The 16,371-nt window shown below is 63.0% G+C and carries 19 protein-coding genes and 1 riboswitch; of the genes, 4 read left to right on the forward strand and 15 right to left on the reverse strand.

Annotated elements, in window-relative coordinates; all coding sequences use genetic code 11:
* Positions 1–145: 145 nt before the first annotated feature.
* Positions 146–469 carry a hypothetical protein gene (locus tag MF4836_RS14040; protein ID WP_043228694.1) on the reverse strand — a complete coding sequence of 108 codons (324 nt, stop codon included), beginning with the start codon at positions 467–469 and terminating at the stop codon, positions 146–148.
* 919 nt (positions 470–1,388) lie between these two features.
* On the opposite strand from MF4836_RS14040, the gene MF4836_RS14050 reads away from it, so the two are divergent.
* The 3 genes from MF4836_RS14050 to MF4836_RS14060 all read left to right on the forward strand — a co-directional run bounded on the left by MF4836_RS14050 (position 1,389) and on the right by MF4836_RS14060 (position 3,823).
* On the forward strand, positions 1,389–1,613 hold the full coding sequence (locus MF4836_RS14050; protein WP_008051046.1) for a hypothetical protein: 225 nt from the start codon (positions 1,389–1,391) through the stop codon (positions 1,611–1,613).
* Positions 1,614–1,893: 280 nt separating this feature from the next.
* The gene (locus tag MF4836_RS14055) at positions 1,894–2,376 is read left to right on the forward strand and encodes a hypothetical protein (RefSeq protein WP_078470787.1); all 483 of its coding nucleotides are present in this window, start codon (positions 1,894–1,896) and stop codon (positions 2,374–2,376) included.
* A 145-nt stretch (positions 2,377–2,521) separates the two neighbouring features.
* Positions 2,522–3,823, forward strand: coding sequence for an OmpP1/FadL family transporter (locus MF4836_RS14060; RefSeq protein ID WP_078470788.1), 1,302 nt, complete (start codon positions 2,522–2,524; stop codon positions 3,821–3,823).
* A gap of 89 nt (positions 3,824–3,912) precedes the next feature.
* On the opposite strand, the gene MF4836_RS14065 is transcribed toward MF4836_RS14060, so the two are convergent.
* From MF4836_RS14065 to cobO, 14 genes are read right to left on the reverse strand one after another with little or no spacing between them, the layout of a single operon-like run.
* Complete coding sequence (locus MF4836_RS14065) at positions 3,913–4,464, reverse strand: glutathione peroxidase (protein WP_078470789.1); 552 nt, start codon at positions 4,462–4,464, stop codon at positions 3,913–3,915.
* A 56-nt stretch (positions 4,465–4,520) separates the two neighbouring features.
* The gene (locus MF4836_RS35965; RefSeq protein ID WP_274522640.1) at positions 4,521–4,643 is read right to left on the reverse strand and encodes a hypothetical protein; all 123 of its coding nucleotides are present in this window, start codon (positions 4,641–4,643) and stop codon (positions 4,521–4,523) included.
* Positions 4,640–5,848 (reverse strand): MFS transporter, encoded by a 1,209-nt coding sequence (locus MF4836_RS14070; protein WP_078470790.1) that lies wholly within the window; start codon positions 5,846–5,848, stop codon positions 4,640–4,642. Before MF4836_RS14070 ends, MF4836_RS35965 begins: the two co-directional genes overlap by 4 nt.
* Before the next feature lie 53 nt (positions 5,849–5,901).
* Entirely contained in the window at positions 5,902–6,306 is a 405-nt protein-coding gene (locus MF4836_RS14075; protein WP_078470791.1) for a MarR family winged helix-turn-helix transcriptional regulator, read from the reverse strand.
* A gap of 58 nt (positions 6,307–6,364) precedes the next feature.
* Entirely contained in the window at positions 6,365–7,096 is a 732-nt protein-coding gene (locus MF4836_RS14080; protein WP_078470792.1) for an adenosylcobinamide-GDP ribazoletransferase, read from the reverse strand.
* A 2-nt stretch (positions 7,097–7,098) separates the two neighbouring features.
* Positions 7,099–7,674, reverse strand: a complete 576-nt coding sequence (gene cobC, locus MF4836_RS14085) for an alpha-ribazole phosphatase family protein (RefSeq protein WP_078470793.1) — start codon at positions 7,672–7,674, stop codon at positions 7,099–7,101.
* The gene (gene cobT, locus MF4836_RS14090) at positions 7,671–8,726 is read right to left on the reverse strand and encodes a nicotinate-nucleotide--dimethylbenzimidazole phosphoribosyltransferase (RefSeq protein ID WP_078470794.1); all 1,056 of its coding nucleotides are present in this window, start codon (positions 8,724–8,726) and stop codon (positions 7,671–7,673) included. Before cobT ends, cobC begins: the two co-directional genes overlap by 4 nt.
* The gene (gene cobU, locus MF4836_RS14095; RefSeq protein WP_078470795.1) at positions 8,723–9,244 is read right to left on the reverse strand and encodes a bifunctional adenosylcobinamide kinase/adenosylcobinamide-phosphate guanylyltransferase; all 522 of its coding nucleotides are present in this window, start codon (positions 9,242–9,244) and stop codon (positions 8,723–8,725) included. The genes cobT and cobU overlap by 4 nt, the downstream gene beginning before the upstream one ends.
* 42 nt (positions 9,245–9,286) lie before the next feature.
* On the reverse strand, positions 9,287–10,738 hold the full coding sequence (locus MF4836_RS14100) for a cobyric acid synthase (protein ID WP_078470796.1): 1,452 nt from the start codon (positions 10,736–10,738) through the stop codon (positions 9,287–9,289).
* A complete protein-coding gene (gene cobD / locus MF4836_RS14105; protein WP_078470797.1) occupies positions 10,735–11,727 on the reverse strand; it encodes a threonine-phosphate decarboxylase CobD in 993 nt (330 codons plus the stop codon). Before cobD ends, MF4836_RS14100 begins: the two co-directional genes overlap by 4 nt.
* On the reverse strand, positions 11,720–12,628 hold the full coding sequence (cbiB, locus tag MF4836_RS14110; protein WP_078470798.1) for an adenosylcobinamide-phosphate synthase CbiB: 909 nt from the start codon (positions 12,626–12,628) through the stop codon (positions 11,720–11,722). The genes cobD and cbiB overlap by 8 nt, the downstream gene beginning before the upstream one ends.
* A complete protein-coding gene (gene bluB, locus MF4836_RS14115; RefSeq protein ID WP_078470799.1) occupies positions 12,625–13,275 on the reverse strand; it encodes a 5,6-dimethylbenzimidazole synthase in 651 nt (216 codons plus the stop codon). The genes cbiB and bluB overlap by 4 nt, the downstream gene beginning before the upstream one ends.
* On the reverse strand, positions 13,272–14,621 hold the full coding sequence (locus tag MF4836_RS14120) for a cobyrinate a,c-diamide synthase (RefSeq protein ID WP_078470800.1): 1,350 nt from the start codon (positions 14,619–14,621) through the stop codon (positions 13,272–13,274). Before MF4836_RS14120 ends, bluB begins: the two co-directional genes overlap by 4 nt.
* Before the next feature lie 10 nt (positions 14,622–14,631).
* Positions 14,632–15,243: a cob(I)yrinic acid a,c-diamide adenosyltransferase gene (gene cobO, locus MF4836_RS14125; RefSeq protein WP_020295604.1), complete on the reverse strand. Its 612-nt coding sequence runs from the start codon at positions 15,241–15,243 to the stop codon at positions 14,632–14,634.
* Positions 15,244–15,323: 80 nt separating this feature from the next.
* Positions 15,324–15,557: riboswitch (cobalamin riboswitch) on the reverse strand.
* Positions 15,558–15,725: 168 nt separating this feature from the next.
* Between cobO and MF4836_RS14130 the strand changes: the two genes are divergently transcribed.
* Complete coding sequence (locus MF4836_RS14130) at positions 15,726–16,307, forward strand: hypothetical protein (protein ID WP_078470801.1); 582 nt, start codon at positions 15,726–15,728, stop codon at positions 16,305–16,307.
* Positions 16,308–16,371: the final 64 nt, after the last annotated feature.

Here is a 16,371-nt window from a genome sequence, read left to right on the forward strand (position 1 = left end):
TCGTTGCAGTTGCCAGGCCAGCGCCAGCAGCGGTACCGCCGCCGCTGCCAGGCCGAGCAACAGGCTGGTCAAGTCCATCGCCATAGCGGCTCCCGCCCTTGAAATAAAGCCTGAAGGTTAACCAAGGCGCAGGTCCTTGGACAGCTCAGTCGTCGATCTGACCCAGCTCGCGCTGTGCACGGCGATCACCCGCGCGCGCCGCCTGGCGCAGCAGGTCCTGGCCGATCCGACGATCTCGGGCATTGCCGCACTCGCGGCACATCAATTGGCCCAGGCGGCTTTGCGCAGCCACGACCCCTTCACGGGCCGGCTGCTTGAGCAGGCGTCCGGCGAAATGCTTGACGTTGGGGTTGTCGCCCAGGCGTGGGCTGTCGAGCAGCCACAGGGCCACGCGCATGGAAAAGCGCTTGGGGGCGGTAACACTCGCAGGTGCGGCGGTAACAGCAGGTGATACTGAGCGAAACTTCATAAAACACTGTGGGGCAGATCGGAAGGCGCGCCACTCTACTCCTTTTTTCGCAGGGGTAAAGCTTAAAAAAGCCTGCATGCCCGTGCTAGAGCAAGCGCTTGGGACAATCCACAGAAGCTGTGGATAAGTCAGTGGACAACCCCTCCACAACTCGCCGAAAGCCCCATGGGACGGGGCTCACGCTCAAACTGACGATTTTTTCACCAGTAAAAAAAACCGATGTTTTTCATTGACTTAAATTTTCATCACAGGCAATGGCCGGCCCAACGACCCAAGTGACAGCGCGGTGACATGCCGCGCAACTAATGTGCACAAGTACCTTGCTCGGGGTTATATCGCCGCACCAGACCCGGGCACACCTGTGGAGAAAAGTGGCTACGACGCACCGGCACCTGGGTGACGACCCTGCATCCCCTGGCCTGAGCCCCATTGCTGGCCATGATAGATGTTTTTTCCTAACACACTTGCATCCTCGCATTCAACACGATACTATCCGCGGCGTTAGTACCAAGCTGAAAGTCAATTCTGGTCGAACAAGTCCCCCGGTAACGCTGCCCTCAAGCGCAGCTGCCACCGACAACATGGGATCGACCACCTCGATGGTTTCCAGGTAAAACTTACGACGGCACGGCCTTTGAATCGAAAGCAAAGGGTGTCGCGAAGCACATTTACTCTGACCGAACCAACCTGCAAATTGATCAGGATCTTCACCCCGGGCCCAGAACCTTTGCCCTTGTTGTGTTGCCTGCCCTCCTAAGTACCTACCTGCCAGCCTTAGCGCATTCACATCAAAAGCGCTTGCAACTGGCTGCTTTGTTCCAGTCGGGTTCGTCGTTCGACCAATGGTGGTCGACGTTACTGGAACGTTTTAACGTTGCACGGTTCTTAACCGTGTCATTTGTAGGAACACCTAATAACTATGTCTACTCAAATCCAGACTCAGGATGCCATTCGCACCCTAACCAACGCCTTTGCACCAATGAACTGCCTGATCATGGCCGCTCGCAAAGGCTGCTTCAGCTTCACCCTGGTCAACGAACACGGCATCGCTCGTCACAGCGAACGCCTGTACCCCGATCAATACTCCAGCGCAGAACCGCTGCAGGCAGTGATCGAGCGTACCCGTCAGGCACTGGTTGCCTGAAACGCCAGAACGTCGCAACCCCAAAAGCCTCGCCTGAACGCGGGGCTTTTTATTGCCTGTTGTTTCTGTTTATCCCCGGCCGAATAAAGTACGAATAGATATAACGGTTATAACGGGAAGCCGAAAATATTTTAAAAACAGTCCTTTACATCAAACATATGACACTACACTTCAACTCAAGCGGCATGATCCGCTTCCGGCGAACCTGACCCGTTCCACTGCTGCCAAGCCCGATGTCAGGCATCGCCGACCAATAACAAACCGGAGTGTCGAGGGTGTTATGGGGATTGCGGCCAGGGAACTGCGTCTGTATGTGATTCGTCCGACCCTGCAGTATCTGGGTCGCCACAGTCCATGCGCAGAATCGTTGTTGCTGGGCATCGCCGCCAGCCAATCGGACCTGGGCTCAGCCCTGCACGACCGCCGCGGCCATGGCCTCTACTGCATTGCCGAACGCCGCCACGCGGCACTCTGGGACCTGTACCTGGCCCTCGACCCCGAACTCGCCAGCCGGGTCCGGGGCCTGGCCAGCCAGCATGCTTTCCTGAGCAGCCCTCACCTGGAACTCACGGTAAATCTGCGCTATGCCACGGCCATAGCCTGGCTGCTGATCGAAGAACAACAAACCGCACTGCCGGCTGCCGACGACCTGCTCGGCATGGCCCGCCTCTGGAGACAGACTTTCCAACCCCAAGGACGGTTGCGGGATTTCACCTGCGCCTGGAAAACCCATGTCTCCCCGCTGAACCTCCTCCCCTGCTGATCGCGCTTTTTGCACGATCGGCGAAGAAACGCCATTTTTGGTCGGATTGTCCTACAAAACCGCTCTAAATCAAGGCATACAGCCTATAGCGCTAGGACGAAAATGTTGGTAATTTTCGCCCCGGTGATCACCAGGAGTTCTAATAATGAAAAAAGTAATGCTCAAAACAACCATCAGCCTCGCCGTTGCCATGGCATCCAGCCAACTTTTCGCGAGTGGCTTTGCCCTCAACGAACAGAGCATCAGCGGGATGGGTACTGGTTTCGCAGGTCGCTCTTCTTCTGCCGATGATGCAAGCACTGTATTTGGTAACCCTGCCGGCATGTCGCGCCTCAAGCGCCAGCAAGTCACCGGCGGGATGGCCGCGATTGATGCCTCGACCGACATCAAGGACACCAGCGGTAGCCGCAGCGGGACCAACAAAGGCGACATGGTGCCTTTCACCGCCGTACCAATGGGTTTCTATGTCAAGCCAATCGATGACCAGTGGGCCTTCGGTCTGGGCGTATACGCTCCTTTCGGTCTGATCACCGACTACGAAAGCTCCTTCCAGGGCCGTAACTTCGGCAGCAAAAGTGAAGTCAAGGTGGTGACCTTCCAGCCAACCGTCAGCTACGCCTTCAACGACAAGGTTTCGATCGGTTTCGGTCCAACCATCAACCGCATTTCCGGTGTGCTGGAATCCACGCTTAACACGCCGTTCACCGCGACCGATGGCCAAGTGCAGATCAAAGGCGACGATATCGGCTACGGCTACAACATTGGCGTTCTGGTTCAAGCCACTGACACCACCCGTGTCGGCCTGACCTACCACTCCAAGGTTGATTACAAGCTTGAAGGCCACACTACGGTCTCTCCAGGCGCAGGCACTCCGACTCCGGTCATGAAAGGCGCACGCTACGACGCGTCGCTGAAAATCCAGACGCCGGAATCCCTCGACCTGTCCGTAACCCAGGAACTCAACGACGCCTGGACCCTGTATGCAGGTACTACCTGGACTCGCTGGAGCCGCCTGAAAGACATCACCGTGGATAACGAAGGTGTAACCGTAGCTGCTGGCGGCGGCGCAGCCCCAGGCGCCTTCACCACCATCAAGGAAGACCAGAACTGGCATGACACCTGGGCCTATGCGATCGGTACTTCGTACCAGTTGAACAAGCAATGGGTCCTGCGTACCGGTCTGACCTTTGACCAGTCGCCAACCAACAACACCGATCGCTCGCCACGCATTCCTACCGGCGACCGGACGATTTTCAGCCTCGGTGCTGGCTGGTCGCCAACTGAAGACCTGACCATCGATGTGGCCTACTCCTACCTCAAGGAAGAAAAGGTCAACATCAACCGCAGCAACACCAGCCCGACCGCTTCGCCATTGGCACGTAGCTACAACGCCGAATACGAAAACAGCGCCCACGGTTTCGGTGTAGGTGCTACCTACCGCTTCTAAGCATCATCGCCGGGCCAACTCCCGCGCTGAGAAACGAAAAAGCCCCGCATCCAACAGGATCCGGGGCTTTTTTATTCAGTGCATTGAACTCAGGGTTGGGAAGCCAGGGCTTTTTCCACCGCCTCGATCAACTCCGGGCTGTCGGGCTTGGTCAAGCTGGAAAAGTTTGCAATCACCCGCCCCTGGCGGTCGACCACGTACTTGTAGAAATTCCATTTCGGCGCGCTGCTCTGTTCGGCCAGGACCTTGAACAGGTGCACGGCGTCCGGGCCCCGGACTTTCTGCGGCTCGCTCATGGTGAAGGTCACGCCGTAATTGACGTAACAGACCTTGGCGGTTTCCGCGCCGTCCTTGGCCTCCTGTTTGAAGTCATTGGAGGGCACGCCCAGCACCTCCAACCCTTGCTCCTTATAGCGCTGATACAAGGCTTCCAGACCTTTGAACTGCGGGGCAAAACCGCAGAAGCTCGCGGTGTTGACCACGATCAACGGCTTGCCAGCAAAGCGCTGGCACAGGTCGATGGACTCCTTGGCGTGGAGCTTGGGCAACGAGCCTTGCAACAGGGATGGGCAGTCTGCGGCCCAGGCCGAACTCCCCAGGGCAACGAATAGAGCTGGAACCGCAAGCCAGCGCATCAACATATTCTGCGTCCTTGATCAAATCGTCAGACTGCGACGTTACTCGTCTGCCGTCGCCCCTAGCAAGCGCCCATGCCCAACTCCATCAGCGCCAGCCCACCGCGCTGCCAGCCCCACCAGGCCAGCAGCACCAGACCGGTTCCGAGCACCAGGCCCAAGCCAAGCCAGCCTATACGGCTCACACCGCGCCTGCCTGGGCTTGCAGGCGTGCCACCGGGCGCTCCCGCACGGGCCAATTGAGAGCGGCCGCCAACAGACTCAAGAGAATCGCCACCTGCCAGATCAAGTCATAACTCCCGGTTCGGTCGTACACCACACCTCCCAGCCAGCCACCCAGGAACGAACCCAACTGGTGGAAGAGAAACACAATGCCGCCGAGCATGGACAAGTTGCGCACGCCGAACAAGGTCGCCACCGTGCCGTTGGTCAAGGGCACAGTCGACAGCCAGAGAAAGCCCATCGCCATGCCGAATAGGTAGGCGCTGGTCTGGGTCACCGGCAGCCACAGGAACAACCCGATGACCACCGCCCGCAGCAGATAGAGCCCGGTCAGCAAGCGCGGCTTGGACATCCGCCCGCCGAGCCAGCCGGCGGTATAAGTACCGAAGATATTGAACAGCCCGATCAGCGCCAGCACCGTGGTGCCCACCGTGGCCGGCAGGTGCTGATCCACCAGGTAGGCCGGCAAGTGCACGCCGATAAACACCACCTGAAAGCCACAGACGAAAAAGCCGAAGGCCAGCAGCCAGAACCCGGAATGCCCGCACGCCTCGCGCAGCGCCTGGCCCAGGCTCTGCTCATGGCCGAGCACCGGCAATGGCTTGTCCTTGAGCATGCTCACCAGCGGCACAATCAGCGCCACCAGCAGGCCCAGTACCAGCAGGGCCGAGGACCAGCCCAGCCAGCCAATCAGTCCCAGGGTGCCGGGCAACATGGCGAACTGGCCGAACGAACCGGCGGCACTGGCGACGCCCATGCCCATGCTGCGTTTTTCCGCTGGCAAGGCACGGCCGACGACGCCGAGAATCACCGAAAACGAGGTCCCCGACAGGCCGATGCCGATCAGCAGGCCGGCGCTCAGGGACAGCGACAACGGCGAATCCGAGAGCCCCATGAACACCAGGCCGATCGCATAGAGCACGCCGCCGATCAGCACCACCTTGGCCGCGCCAAAGCGGTCAGCCAAGGCGCCGGTGAAGGGTTGCGCCAGGCCCCAAATCAGGTTCTGCAAGGCGATGGCAAAGGCAAACACCTCACGCCCCCAGCCAAACTGCGCACTCATGGGCGGCAAGAACAGGCCAAAGCCGTGACGCACCCCGAGGGACAGCGCCAGAATCAACGCACTGCCCAGAAGCACCCAACCGCTGGTACGCCACATCGATGACATTTTTATTCTCCAAATTGCGGGTATCTACCCGCTTATAAGCGAACGAATGGCTTTCAAGCCAATTCGTTGAGCAAGGCCAACAAGGTTTCGCGCTTCTCTGCACCCAGGCGATCGATCAAACGCTGCTGCGCGGCTTCCCAGGCCGGCAGCGCCGCCACCAGGCGCTCACAGCCGGCTTCGGTCAGCAACACCAGGCGATTGCGCTGATCTTCACCCTCCACCAGCGTCACCAGGCCCTCGCCTTCCAGAACCCGCAAATTGCGCCCCAGGGTGCTGCGATCCAGGCCCATGGCTTCAGCCAGGCTGGAAATACTCGGCTGATCCAGGCGTTGCAGATTGCACAGCAAGGAATACTGGGCAACGTTGATCCCGAAGCCGTCGAGGGCGCCGTCGTAATACCTGCTGACGCCACGGGCGGCACGACGCAGGTTGGTGCACAAACATTGAGAAGGAAGCATGGTGCGTGTATATACCCGCGATTCATGTAAAGCAAGAATTTTGCATTCAAGGCCCGGCTCAGAACAACGCCAGGCCCACCAGCACCGCCACTTCCAACAATTCCAGCAAGGCCCCCGCGGTGTCGCCCGTGGTGCCGCCCAGACGGCGCAGCATCAGCTGGCGCAGCCAGAAAAACACCACGGCCGACAACAGCAGTGCGAACACGCCGAGGTAACCGGCAAGCAGCACGCACCCCAGCGCCACCACCGCCAGCACCTGGCGCCCGGCACGCCGTGGCAGATGATCGGCCAGCGCCTGCCCCAGCCCCCCGGGACGCACATAAGGCGTGCACAGGAACAGCCCCAGCAGCGAGGCACGTCCGATCAGCGGCGCCAGCAACAGAGCCACACCGTGATGCTGCTCGATCAACGCCACCAGCGCGACGAACTTGAGCAACAGCACCAACACCAGGGTCACCACCGCGATCGGCCCGCTGCGCGGGTCCTTCATGATGGTCAGCGTCCGTTCACGATCGCCAAAACCGCCGAGCCAGGCATCGGCGCTGTCCGCCAATCCGTCCAGATGCAGGCCGCCGCTGAGCAGCACCCAGGCACTGAGCAGCAAGGCCCCATGCAGCAGCAACGGCGTACCGTCGAGCAGCCCGTTGAGCCCCCACAACACAACGCCAAACAGCCCCCCCACCAGGGGATAGAACAGCAGCGAACGTCCCAGTTCCTGGGGTTGCGGCATGCCGGGCAGGCGAATCGGCAAGCTGCTGAGAAACTGCAAGGCGATCCAGAACGGCAGCATGTTCAGCGACCCTCGCTCAGGCGCCGATCCGCCTCGACCCGCAACGCAAACAAGGCGCCGTGAGCCACCTCGACATTCAGCAACTGCTCGCGGGGCAAGCCCCTTGCCCGGGCCAGCAACAGGCGCATCACTCCACCATGGCTGATCAACAACACACGCTGCCCGGCGTACGCCCCGTGCAGACGCTCGACAGCCGCCAATACACGCTCGGAAAATGCCAGCACCGGCTCGCCCGCAGGCGGCGTGAAGCTGTAAGGGTCAGCCCAGAACCGCCCCAGGACCTCGGCGTCGGTCTCCATCAGCGCGGCGGCACTCTGACCTTCCCAGGCGCCGAAATGCAGCTCCTGCAAGTCTTTCTCCAGGGTCACCGGCAACCCCAGGCGAGCCCCCAGTTCCTCGGCAAAGCGCGCGCAGCGCTGCAACGGCGAACTGACCAGCCGATCCCAGGGCCCCTGGGCCTCGACCGCCAGGCGCATCTGCTGCCAGCCCTTGGCAGTCAGAGCATCGTCCAGGCTGCCGCGCAAGCCGCCACCGAGTTCGGTTTCGCCATGGCGCAGCAGGTCAAGGCGCAAGGTCATGCCGGACGATCCGCCACGGCGGCTTCGGCAAAGGTCGCCATCTGCCCGTGCAGGTCGCAGGCCAGGCGCAACAGCGGCACCGCCAGCGCGGCACCACTGCCTTCACCCAGGCGCAGGCCAAGTTCGAGTAGCGGCTCGGCGCCGAGGATGTCGAGGACATGCCGATGACCCGGCTCAGCACCGCGATGGCCGAACAATAGCCACGGCCGGCAACCCGGGTTGAGGCGTACCGCCACCAGGGCGGCCACAGTGCAGATAAAACCATCCACCAGGACCGCGATCCCTTCCTGGGCGCACGCCAAGTAGGCCCCGACCAGGGCCGCCACTTCAAACCCGCCCAGGTTGAACAGGGTCTGCAGAACGTCTTCACGCTGGGCGCCGTGGAGCTGCAAGGCGCGCTCGATCACCTGCGCCTTGTGGCTGACACCCGCCGCATCGAGCCCGGTGCCGGGCCCGGCGAGATCCGCCACCGGAATCTCCAGCAGCGCGCAGGCAATGGCACTGGCCGAGGTGGTGTTGCCGATGCCCATTTCGCCACCGATAAACAACTGGCTGCCTGCGGCCAGGGCCCGTCGCGCGCTATCGCGACCGGCCTGCAAGGCTTGCTCACCCTGGGCCCGGGTCATGGCGGGGCCATTCACGAAGTTATGGGTACCGGGGCCGAGGTTGAGGTGGCGCACGCCTGGCAGATCCAGGCCCGGGTTGATGGTGCCCAGATCGACCACTTCCAGCTGCGCACCCAGTTGCCGCGCCAGCACGCTGATCGCCGCGCCGCCGCTAACGAAGTTGAGCAACATCTGCCCGGTGACGGCCTGCGGATAAGCCGAAACACCTTCGGCCACCACCCCGTGATCACCGGCGAAAATGGCGATCCACAGCTGGCTCAGCTCGGGCTTGACCCGCCCTTGCAGCCCGGCCAGTTGCACCGCTGCCAGCTCCAGGCGACCCAGAGACCCGGCCGGCTTGGTCAACTGCTGCTGACGGGCTTGCGCCTGTTCCAGGGCCTGGGCGTCCAGCGCTTTGCACGGTTGCAGCCACCAGGAGTCATTCATAACGCAGTTCCTTTCAAAGTCAGGGGCAGGCCGGCGACCGTCAGGATCACTCGCTGACAACGCTCGGCCAGGGCTTGATGCAACCAACCGGCTTCATCGACATAGCGGCGAGTCAATTCGCCCAGCGGCACGACACCCATACCGGTCTCGTTGCTGACAAAAATAATCTGCCCAGGCAATGCCTCCAGGCACTGCAACAGCGCTTCGCGCTCGGCCGCCAGGCGTTCGGCGTCATCGAGCATCAGCAGGTTGGTCAGCCACAGGGTCAGGCAATCCACCAACAGGCAACGCTCGGGCGCGGCGTTTTCCCGCAACACCCGGGCCAGGGCCAGGGGTTCTTCGATCAATGCCCAGTGCGCCGGACGTCGCTCGCGGTGATGCAGGATGCGCTGGTTCATCTCGCCATCCAGCGGCTGGCTGGTGGCGATATAAGTCACGGCCAGGGCGCTGTCGGCAGCGAGCTTCTCAGCCAGGCGACTTTTCCCGGAACGGGCACCGCCGAGTATCAGTTGCAGCATGCTTGGACACCTTAGAGGTTGAAGGGCGAACCGGATCGCCAGTTAAAGCCCACAGAGTTCACGCAGGTAGGCGGTGTCAAGGTGTTGCTCCACCAGGTCGGCCAGGCGCTCGATATCGCGCTCGCGCAGGGCGTGGTAATCGACTTCCTGCACGTCCGCCAGGCCCGCCCAGCGCAACAGCGCCGTACAAGCCGCCGGGGCCTCGAACAGGCCGTGCAGGTAGCTGCCGAGAATCTGCCCATCGGCGCTGCAGGCGCCATCGCTGCGGCCGTCGTCCAGCAGCACCGCCGCCCGCTCCAGGGCCGGCCCGGTGGTGACTCCGGCATGGATTTCATAGCCACTGACGGCGGCGTTTTCCAGGGTCAGGCGACCACGCACATTGCGCAGTTGCTTGTGCGCCTCAAGCTCGGTAGCGAACGCCAGCAAACCCAGGCCCGGGCTTGAACCCGACGGTCCTTCGAGCCCCAGCGGGTCATGGACCTGCTCGCCGAGCATCTGCAAGCCACCGCAAATGCCCAGCAGCTTGCCGCCGTAACGCAGGTGCCGGGCGATGGCCGCCTCCCAACCATTGGCCCGCAGGTAGGCCAAGTCGCTGCGCACGCTTTTCGAGCCGGGGAGGATGATCAGGTCGGCCGCCGGAATCGCCTGGCCCGGCCCGACGAACTGCAGATCGACCTGGGGGTGCAGGCGCAGGGGATCGAAATCGGTGTGATTGCTGATCCGCGGCAACACCGGCACCACCACCTTCAATACGTGTTCGACCTTGACGGCCTGGCGCTGGTCGATGCCGTCCTCGGCCTCCAGGTGCAGGTCCATCACATACGGCAGGACCCCGACCACCGGTTTGCCGGTGCGCGCCTCGAGCCAGTCCAGGCCCGGTTGTAGCAAGGCGATATCGCCGCGAAAACGATTGATGATGAAACCTTTGACCCGTGCCTGCTCAGTGGCCGACAGCAGCTCCAGAGTGCCCACCAGATGGGCGAAGACCCCGCCGCGGTTGATGTCGGCAATCAACAGCACCGGACAGTCAACCGCTTCGGCAAACCCCATATTGGCGATGTCGCCGGCCCGCAGATTGATCTCCGCCGGCGACCCGGCGCCCTCCACCATCACCACCGGATAAGCCGCGCTCAGCCGTTGGTGGGACGCCAGCACCGCCTGCATGGCGATGGCCTTGTAGTCGTGATAGGCCACCGCATTCATGCTGGTGACGGCGCGCCCATGAATGATGACCTGGGCCCCTGTATCACTGTTGGGCTTGAGCAGCACCGGGTTCATGTCAGTGTGCGGTTCGAGGTTGGCAGCCTGGGCCTGGACCGCCTGGGCCCGACCGATTTCGCCGCCATCGGCGGTGACCGCGCTGTTGAGCGCCATGTTCTGCGGCTTGAACGGCACCACGCTGACACCCTGGCGGATCAGCCAGCGGCACAGCGCGGTGACCAGGGTACTTTTACCGGCATCCGAAGTGGTGCCTTGCACCATCAGGGTGGTCATGGGGTGTCCTTGGAATAGGCCTGCAGCGCTTGCTCCAGGCGCGACCAGTCGGCTTCATCGGCCGGCAGGCCAAAACGCAGGCTGCTGTTGTGCATGAACAGCCGCAGGAGGATGCCGCGCCGCGCCATGAACTCGTAGAGGTTCTCGGCATCGGCCACGATCAACCATTGAAACAGCGCGCAGCCGCCCTGCGGCTTGAGGCCGTGGTGCTCAAGAATGGCCGCCAGGCGCAGGCTGGCCGCGTCGCAGCGCAAACGCTGGCGGGCATGCCCCGGGGCATCCTGCAGGCAGGCCTGGCCCACCACCCGGGTCGGGCCGCTCACTGCCCACGGGCCCACCTGCTCGGCCAGCAGTTTGAGCAGCTTGCGTTCAGCCAGGACAAAACCCAGGCGCACACCGGCCAGGCCGAAGAACTTGCCAAACGAACGCAGCACAATCAGCCCCACCTGATGCGCGTGGGACGCCAGGCTCAGTTGCGGGGTGGTGTCCATGAAGGCTTCATCCACCACCAACCAGCCACCGCGCTGGGCCAGGCGCCCATGCCAGTCGAGCAGGCGCTCCGGAGTCAGGCTCAGGCCGGTGGGGTTGTTCGGGTTGACAACCACCAGCACATCGAGGCTGTCGAGGAAGAAGTCGACCTCCTGCTCCAGCACCTCGCGCACGATATAGCCACTGCGGCGCCAGGCCTCGGCGTGTTCGGCGTAACAGGGCGACAACACCCCGACCTTGCCGGCGCGGCGCAAACGCGGCAGCAACTGGATCGCCGCCTGCGACCCGGCGACCGGCAATACCTCGCTGGCGCCGTAGTAGTCACACGCCGCGCGCTCCAGGCCGTCATCGGTTTCCGGCAGGCGTGCCCAGGCGCGCTCGGGGATCTCCGGAATCGGAAATGGCCAGGGGGCCAGGCCACTGGACAGGTCCAGCCAGGCGTTCTCCGCGATGCCGTATTGCGCCGCGGCCTTGCGCAGCCGTCCGCCGTGCTCAAGCATAAAACTCAGCCCCCACACAAAGGATCAATAGCCATAACCACACCCCGCGCTGCACCAGTTGCCAGCCGCGATCGATGGACGCGGCATCCGCCGGCACGCCCTCACCCAACGGCGGGCGCTGGTGCAGCTCACCGTGATAGATCGCCGCGCCGCCCAGTTCCACCCCCAGGGCTCCGGCGCCCGCCGCCATGACCGGGCCGGCATTCGGGCTGTCCCAGGTCGGGCCCTGGCGCCGCCAGCACTTGAGCGCCAGACGGGTCTTGCCTAGCAGCGCGTAGGTCAGAGCCACCAGCCGCGCCGGAATGTAATTGAGCACATCGTCGATTTTTGCTGCCGCCCAACCGAAGCGTTCGAAGCGTTCATTACGATAGCCCCACATTGCGTCCAGGGTGTTGCTCAGGCGATAGAGCACCACCCCCGGCGCGCCTGCCACGGCAAACCAGAACAACGCCGCGAACACCGCATCGCTGCCGTTCTCCAGCACCGATTCGGTGGCGGCGCGAGCGACGGCGGTGGCGTCCAGCTCGCTGGTCTCACGACTGACCAGGTAACCGACCCGCTGCCGCGCCTGCTCCAGGTTATCGCTGCGCAGCGCCTGAGCCACCGGCTCGACATGCTCACCCAGGCTGCGCAGGCCCAGAGCGCAATACAACGCCAGAATCTCCACCAGCCAGCCGATATAAGGCAGCCATGAGAGCGCCGTGGCCAACAGGGTCAGCGGCAGCACCGCCAGTACCCAGGCCGTCACCCCATGGCTGCGCCAGCCGCGTCCGGCAGAATTGAAACGTTGCTCGATGCGATCGGCAAAACGGCCGAACGCCACCAGCGGATGCCAGCGCTTGGGCTCGCCCAGCAGCGCATCCAGCGCAACTCCGGCGACACTCAGCAACGCCACACTCATTGACTCACTCCCCAGAAATTTTCATACAGCAATTCACTCAGCGGACGCGGTTGCGCCCAGCCTTCCAGCGCCAGCATCGGCGCCGGGTAAAACTCGGTGACCGGCCCCAGGCACAGCACCGCCAGCGGTTTGGCCCCTGGCGGCAATCCCAGCAAGTCAGCCAGGGCCTGGGGTTCGAACAGCGACACCCAGCCCATGCCCAGGCCCTCGGCCCGCGCCGCCAGCCACAGGTTCTGGATCGCGCAGGACAGCGAGGCCATGTCCATTTCCGGCAGCGTACGGCGGCCGAAGATGTGCCGTTCACGCCCATCCATCAAGGCCGCCACCAGCACCTCGGCACAATCGTTGATGCCCTCGACCTTGAGTTTCATGAACTCATCGGAGCGCTCGCCCAGGGCCTCGGCCGTGCGCACCCGCTCTTCTTCAACCAACTGTTGGATCTTGCCGCGCAGCTCAGGGTTGCTGATGCGGATAAAACGCCACGGCTGCATCAAGCCGACACTGGGCGCCTGGTGCGCGGCCTCGAGCAGGCGCTGCAACAGCACCGGCTCGACGCTGCCACCGGCGAAGTGGCGCATATCACGCCGCTCGGCAATGGCCCGATAGACCGCGGCCCGTTCGGCAGCCGAAAAAGCATTGTCGGTCATGAAGGTTCAGCTACCGCTGGCGCCGGCTTGCCGACAGTCGCCAGCGACGGCTCCGGGGCGAACAGCGCCGCCACCGCCACCGGGTTGGACGGGAAATAGAAGTGCACATACGAGGCGGTCATCCGCCCATCGCGATACACCGCTTCGGCGCCGCGCCCGCCATTGGGGCTCACGCCACGGGCAATCGGCGTCAGTTCGGTACTGGTCAGCGAATGGTGGTAGGTGTGGCCGCGCAAGGTTCCTTCCGGCAACTGCACATCTTGCAGGGCCAGGGCCGCCAGGCGCTTTTGCATCACCGCATCACCGGGCAGCAGCCCCAGCAGACGGGCACTGTGCCCCTCGACATCGGTCAGGGAATCCAGCAGGTAGAGCATGCCGCCACATTCGGCGAGCAAGGGTTTGCCGGCGCCGTGGTGGGCGCGGATCGCTGCGAGCATCGCACTGTTTTCGGCAAGGGCCTGGTGATGCAGTTCCGGGTAGCCACCGGGCAGGTACAGGCTGTCGGCAGGTGGCAGCTCGCGGTCGTGAATCGGCGAAAAGAACGACAACTCGGCGCCCATGGCCCGCAGCAGGTCCAGGCTCGCGCCATAGGTGAAGGCAAAGGCCTCGTCCCGGGCCACGGCGATGCGCACCCCGGCCAGCAACGGCTCGGCGCTCACTACCTCGGGGGCGGCGAAGGTGACCGCTGGCGGCAGCGCCACTTCGCAACTGCCGGCCAGGGCCTGCGCCGCCGCGTCCAGGCGCAGGTCGAGGTCGTTGAGTTCGCTGGCCTGCACCAGCCCCAGGTGGCGGCTCGGCAGTTCGATGCCGGTCTCCCGAGACAAGGCGCCATACCAGCGCAAGCCTTCGGTCAGGCTGCCTTCGAGCAACTGGGCGTGGCGCAGGGTGCCGACCCGATTGGCCAGCACGCCGGCGAATGGCAAGTCCGGCTGGTAGCGTGCCAGCCCCAGAGCCAGGGCGCCGAAGGTCTGGGCCATGGCCGTGCCGTCGATCACCGCCAGCACCGGCACGCCAAAATGCCGCGCCAGGTCGGCGCTGGACGGCGTGCCGTCGAACAGGCCCATGACCCCTTCGATCAGAATCAGATCCGCCTCGGCGGCGGCCTCCCACAACAGGCGCCGGCTCTCTTGCTCGCCGACCATCCACATATCCAGCTGATACACCGGCGCGCCGCTGGCACGTTCGAGGATCATCGGGTCGAGAAAGTCCGGGCCGCACTTGAACACCCTGACCTTGCGCCCCTGATTGCGGTGCAAGCGGGCCAGGGCGGCGGTCACGGTGGTCTTGCCCTGGCCGGAAGCCGGGGCGGCGATCAATACCGCCGGGCAATGACGAGCATCACTCATGCTCGGGCACTCACAGTTCCACCCCTTTCTGCGCCTTGATCCCGGCCTGGAACGCGTGTTTGACCACGCCCATTTCGGTGACGGTGTCCGCCAGTTCGATCATTTCCGGCTTGGCGCCGCGACCGGTGACCACCACGTGCTGCATGGGTGGACGGGCCTGCAGGTCGCTGAGCACCTGGTCCAGGTCGAGGTAACCGTGCTTGAGGGCGATATTCAGCTCATCGAGCACCACCAGGCCGATGGCCGGGTCGCGCAGTAACTGACGGGACACTTCCCAGGCAGCCTCGGCGGCGGCGATATCGCGCTGGCGATCCTGGGTCTCCCAGGTGAAGCCCTCGCCCATCACATGAAAACGCACCTGTTCGGGGAAGCGCCGGAAAAACAATTCTTCCCCGGTGCTGTTGCGGCCCTTGATGAATTGCACAACGCCGCATTGCATGCCGTGGCCCATGGAGCGAGCGAGCATGCCAAAGGCCGAGCTGCTCTTGCCTTTGCCATTGCCGGTCAACACCAGCAGCAGCCCGCACTCGTTCGGCGAGTTGGCGATGCGTTCATCGATCACGGCTTTTTTGCGCAACATGCGCGCCAGATGGCGCTCGTCACGATCGGGGGATTGGGTCATGGGGCAGCTCTCCGTTGGGGCTGGATAACGGGGGGCAGGAATAGAAATAGACGGCGCAAGCCTGGCATCGCCCACCGTGATGCCGTTGGATGGATCAGGCCGGTCTCCGGGCTTGTGAGCAGCACTAATGCCGAACCGCGCGCCTTCCCATGTCGGTTCGACACAGTGGCACCAAGCGCGGTCTTGACTCACTTACCGTTGCGGGGGCAGCGCCGGAATCGTCGCCCGTTCCTGTTCGGAACACGCACTCACCGGCTTCCCTGTTTCACCCTGTCGACCCATGGCCACAGAGCACCTGAAACAAGTCGCGAAGGTTAGAGGGTTGGGGGTGGAGCGTCAATTAAAGCCGGCCCTGCGTGAGCGCGAAGAACTGCACCAGATCAATAAAATGACGCCAATCTTGTGCCACACTGCAAGCAGTGATATCAAATAGCCACAATTCGGCTACCCAAATCTATCTGACAAAAACAAGGGTGAGTTCAATGCAAGGCATGATCATCAGCAATCCGAAACTGGAGTTTCTGCGCCCGATGCTGGAGCGCTGGTTTGATTGCATTGACCGCTATAACGAGGTGCGCGGCGACAACGAATGCCCGTACTGGTTTGATGAGCAGGCCAACCTCGGCCTGCTGTCGGCCGCCGCCTGGATGGCAGAAATGGTCACCTTGCAGCACAGCCCGAGCAAAAAGCAGCTCGAAGAAGGCAATCGCAATGGCCGCGCCGACCTATACGTGGCCACCCGGGAGGAACGCGCCTTCCTCCAGGTCAGCCAGCGCTGGCCACGGGTCAACAACCTGCAACTGACCCAGGCCCTGCTGGACGCCAGCAGTGATGCCAGAAGCATCGCCTACCCCAATGAGCTGCGGCTGGGCTGTCTGTTTATCGCCCCGCTCAAGGCCCAGCACAGCGCCACACCGGAAGAACTCCAGGACATGCTCGACGACTTGCAGAAGGAACACACCTGCGCCGTCGCCTGGTACTTCCCCTACGCCTACCGCAAGTTGCACAACGACAGCGGCAACTACCACCCCGGGGTCGCCGTGCTGTTCAAAGAGGCCCGCTGATCAGGTTGAACCATCGGCTGGCTATGCTCCTCTATGAATACAACGACTCCAGTGCATTCACAGG

The organism is Pseudomonas sp. MF4836 (assembly GCF_002018875.1).
GTDB lineage: Bacteria > Pseudomonadota > Gammaproteobacteria > Pseudomonadales > Pseudomonadaceae > Aquipseudomonas.

Bases quoted from the DNA above. Each gene is read 5' to 3' on its own strand.
- MF4836_RS14040 (WP_043228694.1), bottom strand. From the start codon at position 469: ATGAAGTTTCGCTCAGTATCACCTGCTGTTACCGCCGCACCTGCGAGT.
- MF4836_RS14050 (WP_008051046.1), top strand. From the start codon at position 1,389: ATGTCTACTCAAATCCAGACTCAGGATGCCATTCGCACCCTAACCAAC.
- MF4836_RS14070 (WP_078470790.1), bottom strand. From the start codon at position 5,848: ATGTCATCGATGTGGCGTACCAGCGGTTGGGTGCTTCTGGGCAGTGCG.
- MF4836_RS14065 (WP_078470789.1), bottom strand. From the start codon at position 4,464: ATGTTGATGCGCTGGCTTGCGGTTCCAGCTCTATTCGTTGCCCTGGGG.
- MF4836_RS14100 (WP_078470796.1), bottom strand. From the start codon at position 10,738: ATGACCACCCTGATGGTGCAAGGCACCACTTCGGATGCCGGTAAAAGT.
- cobD (WP_078470797.1), bottom strand. From the start codon at position 11,727: ATGCTTGAGCACGGCGGACGGCTGCGCAAGGCCGCGGCGCAATACGGC.
- cobO (WP_020295604.1), bottom strand. From the start codon at position 15,243: ATGACCCAATCCCCCGATCGTGACGAGCGCCATCTGGCGCGCATGTTG.
- MF4836_RS14080 (WP_078470792.1), bottom strand. From the start codon at position 7,096: ATGCTGCCGTTCTGGATCGCCTTGCAGTTTCTCAGCAGCTTGCCGATT.
- cbiB (WP_078470798.1), bottom strand. From the start codon at position 12,628: ATGAGTGTGGCGTTGCTGAGTGTCGCCGGAGTTGCGCTGGATGCGCTG.
- MF4836_RS14120 (WP_078470800.1), bottom strand. From the start codon at position 14,621: ATGAGTGATGCTCGTCATTGCCCGGCGGTATTGATCGCCGCCCCGGCT.
- MF4836_RS14130 (WP_078470801.1), top strand. From the start codon at position 15,726: ATGCAAGGCATGATCATCAGCAATCCGAAACTGGAGTTTCTGCGCCCG.
- cobU (WP_078470795.1), bottom strand. From the start codon at position 9,244: ATGCTGCAACTGATACTCGGCGGTGCCCGTTCCGGGAAAAGTCGCCTG.
- MF4836_RS14060 (WP_078470788.1), top strand. From the start codon at position 2,522: ATGAAAAAAGTAATGCTCAAAACAACCATCAGCCTCGCCGTTGCCATG.
- MF4836_RS14075 (WP_078470791.1), bottom strand. From the start codon at position 6,306: ATGCTTCCTTCTCAATGTTTGTGCACCAACCTGCGTCGTGCCGCCCGT.
- cobC (WP_078470793.1), bottom strand. From the start codon at position 7,674: ATGACCTTGCGCCTTGACCTGCTGCGCCATGGCGAAACCGAACTCGGT.
- bluB (WP_078470799.1), bottom strand. From the start codon at position 13,275: ATGACCGACAATGCTTTTTCGGCTGCCGAACGGGCCGCGGTCTATCGG.
- cobT (WP_078470794.1), bottom strand. From the start codon at position 8,726: ATGAATGACTCCTGGTGGCTGCAACCGTGCAAAGCGCTGGACGCCCAG.
- MF4836_RS14055 (WP_078470787.1), top strand. From the start codon at position 1,894: ATGGGGATTGCGGCCAGGGAACTGCGTCTGTATGTGATTCGTCCGACC.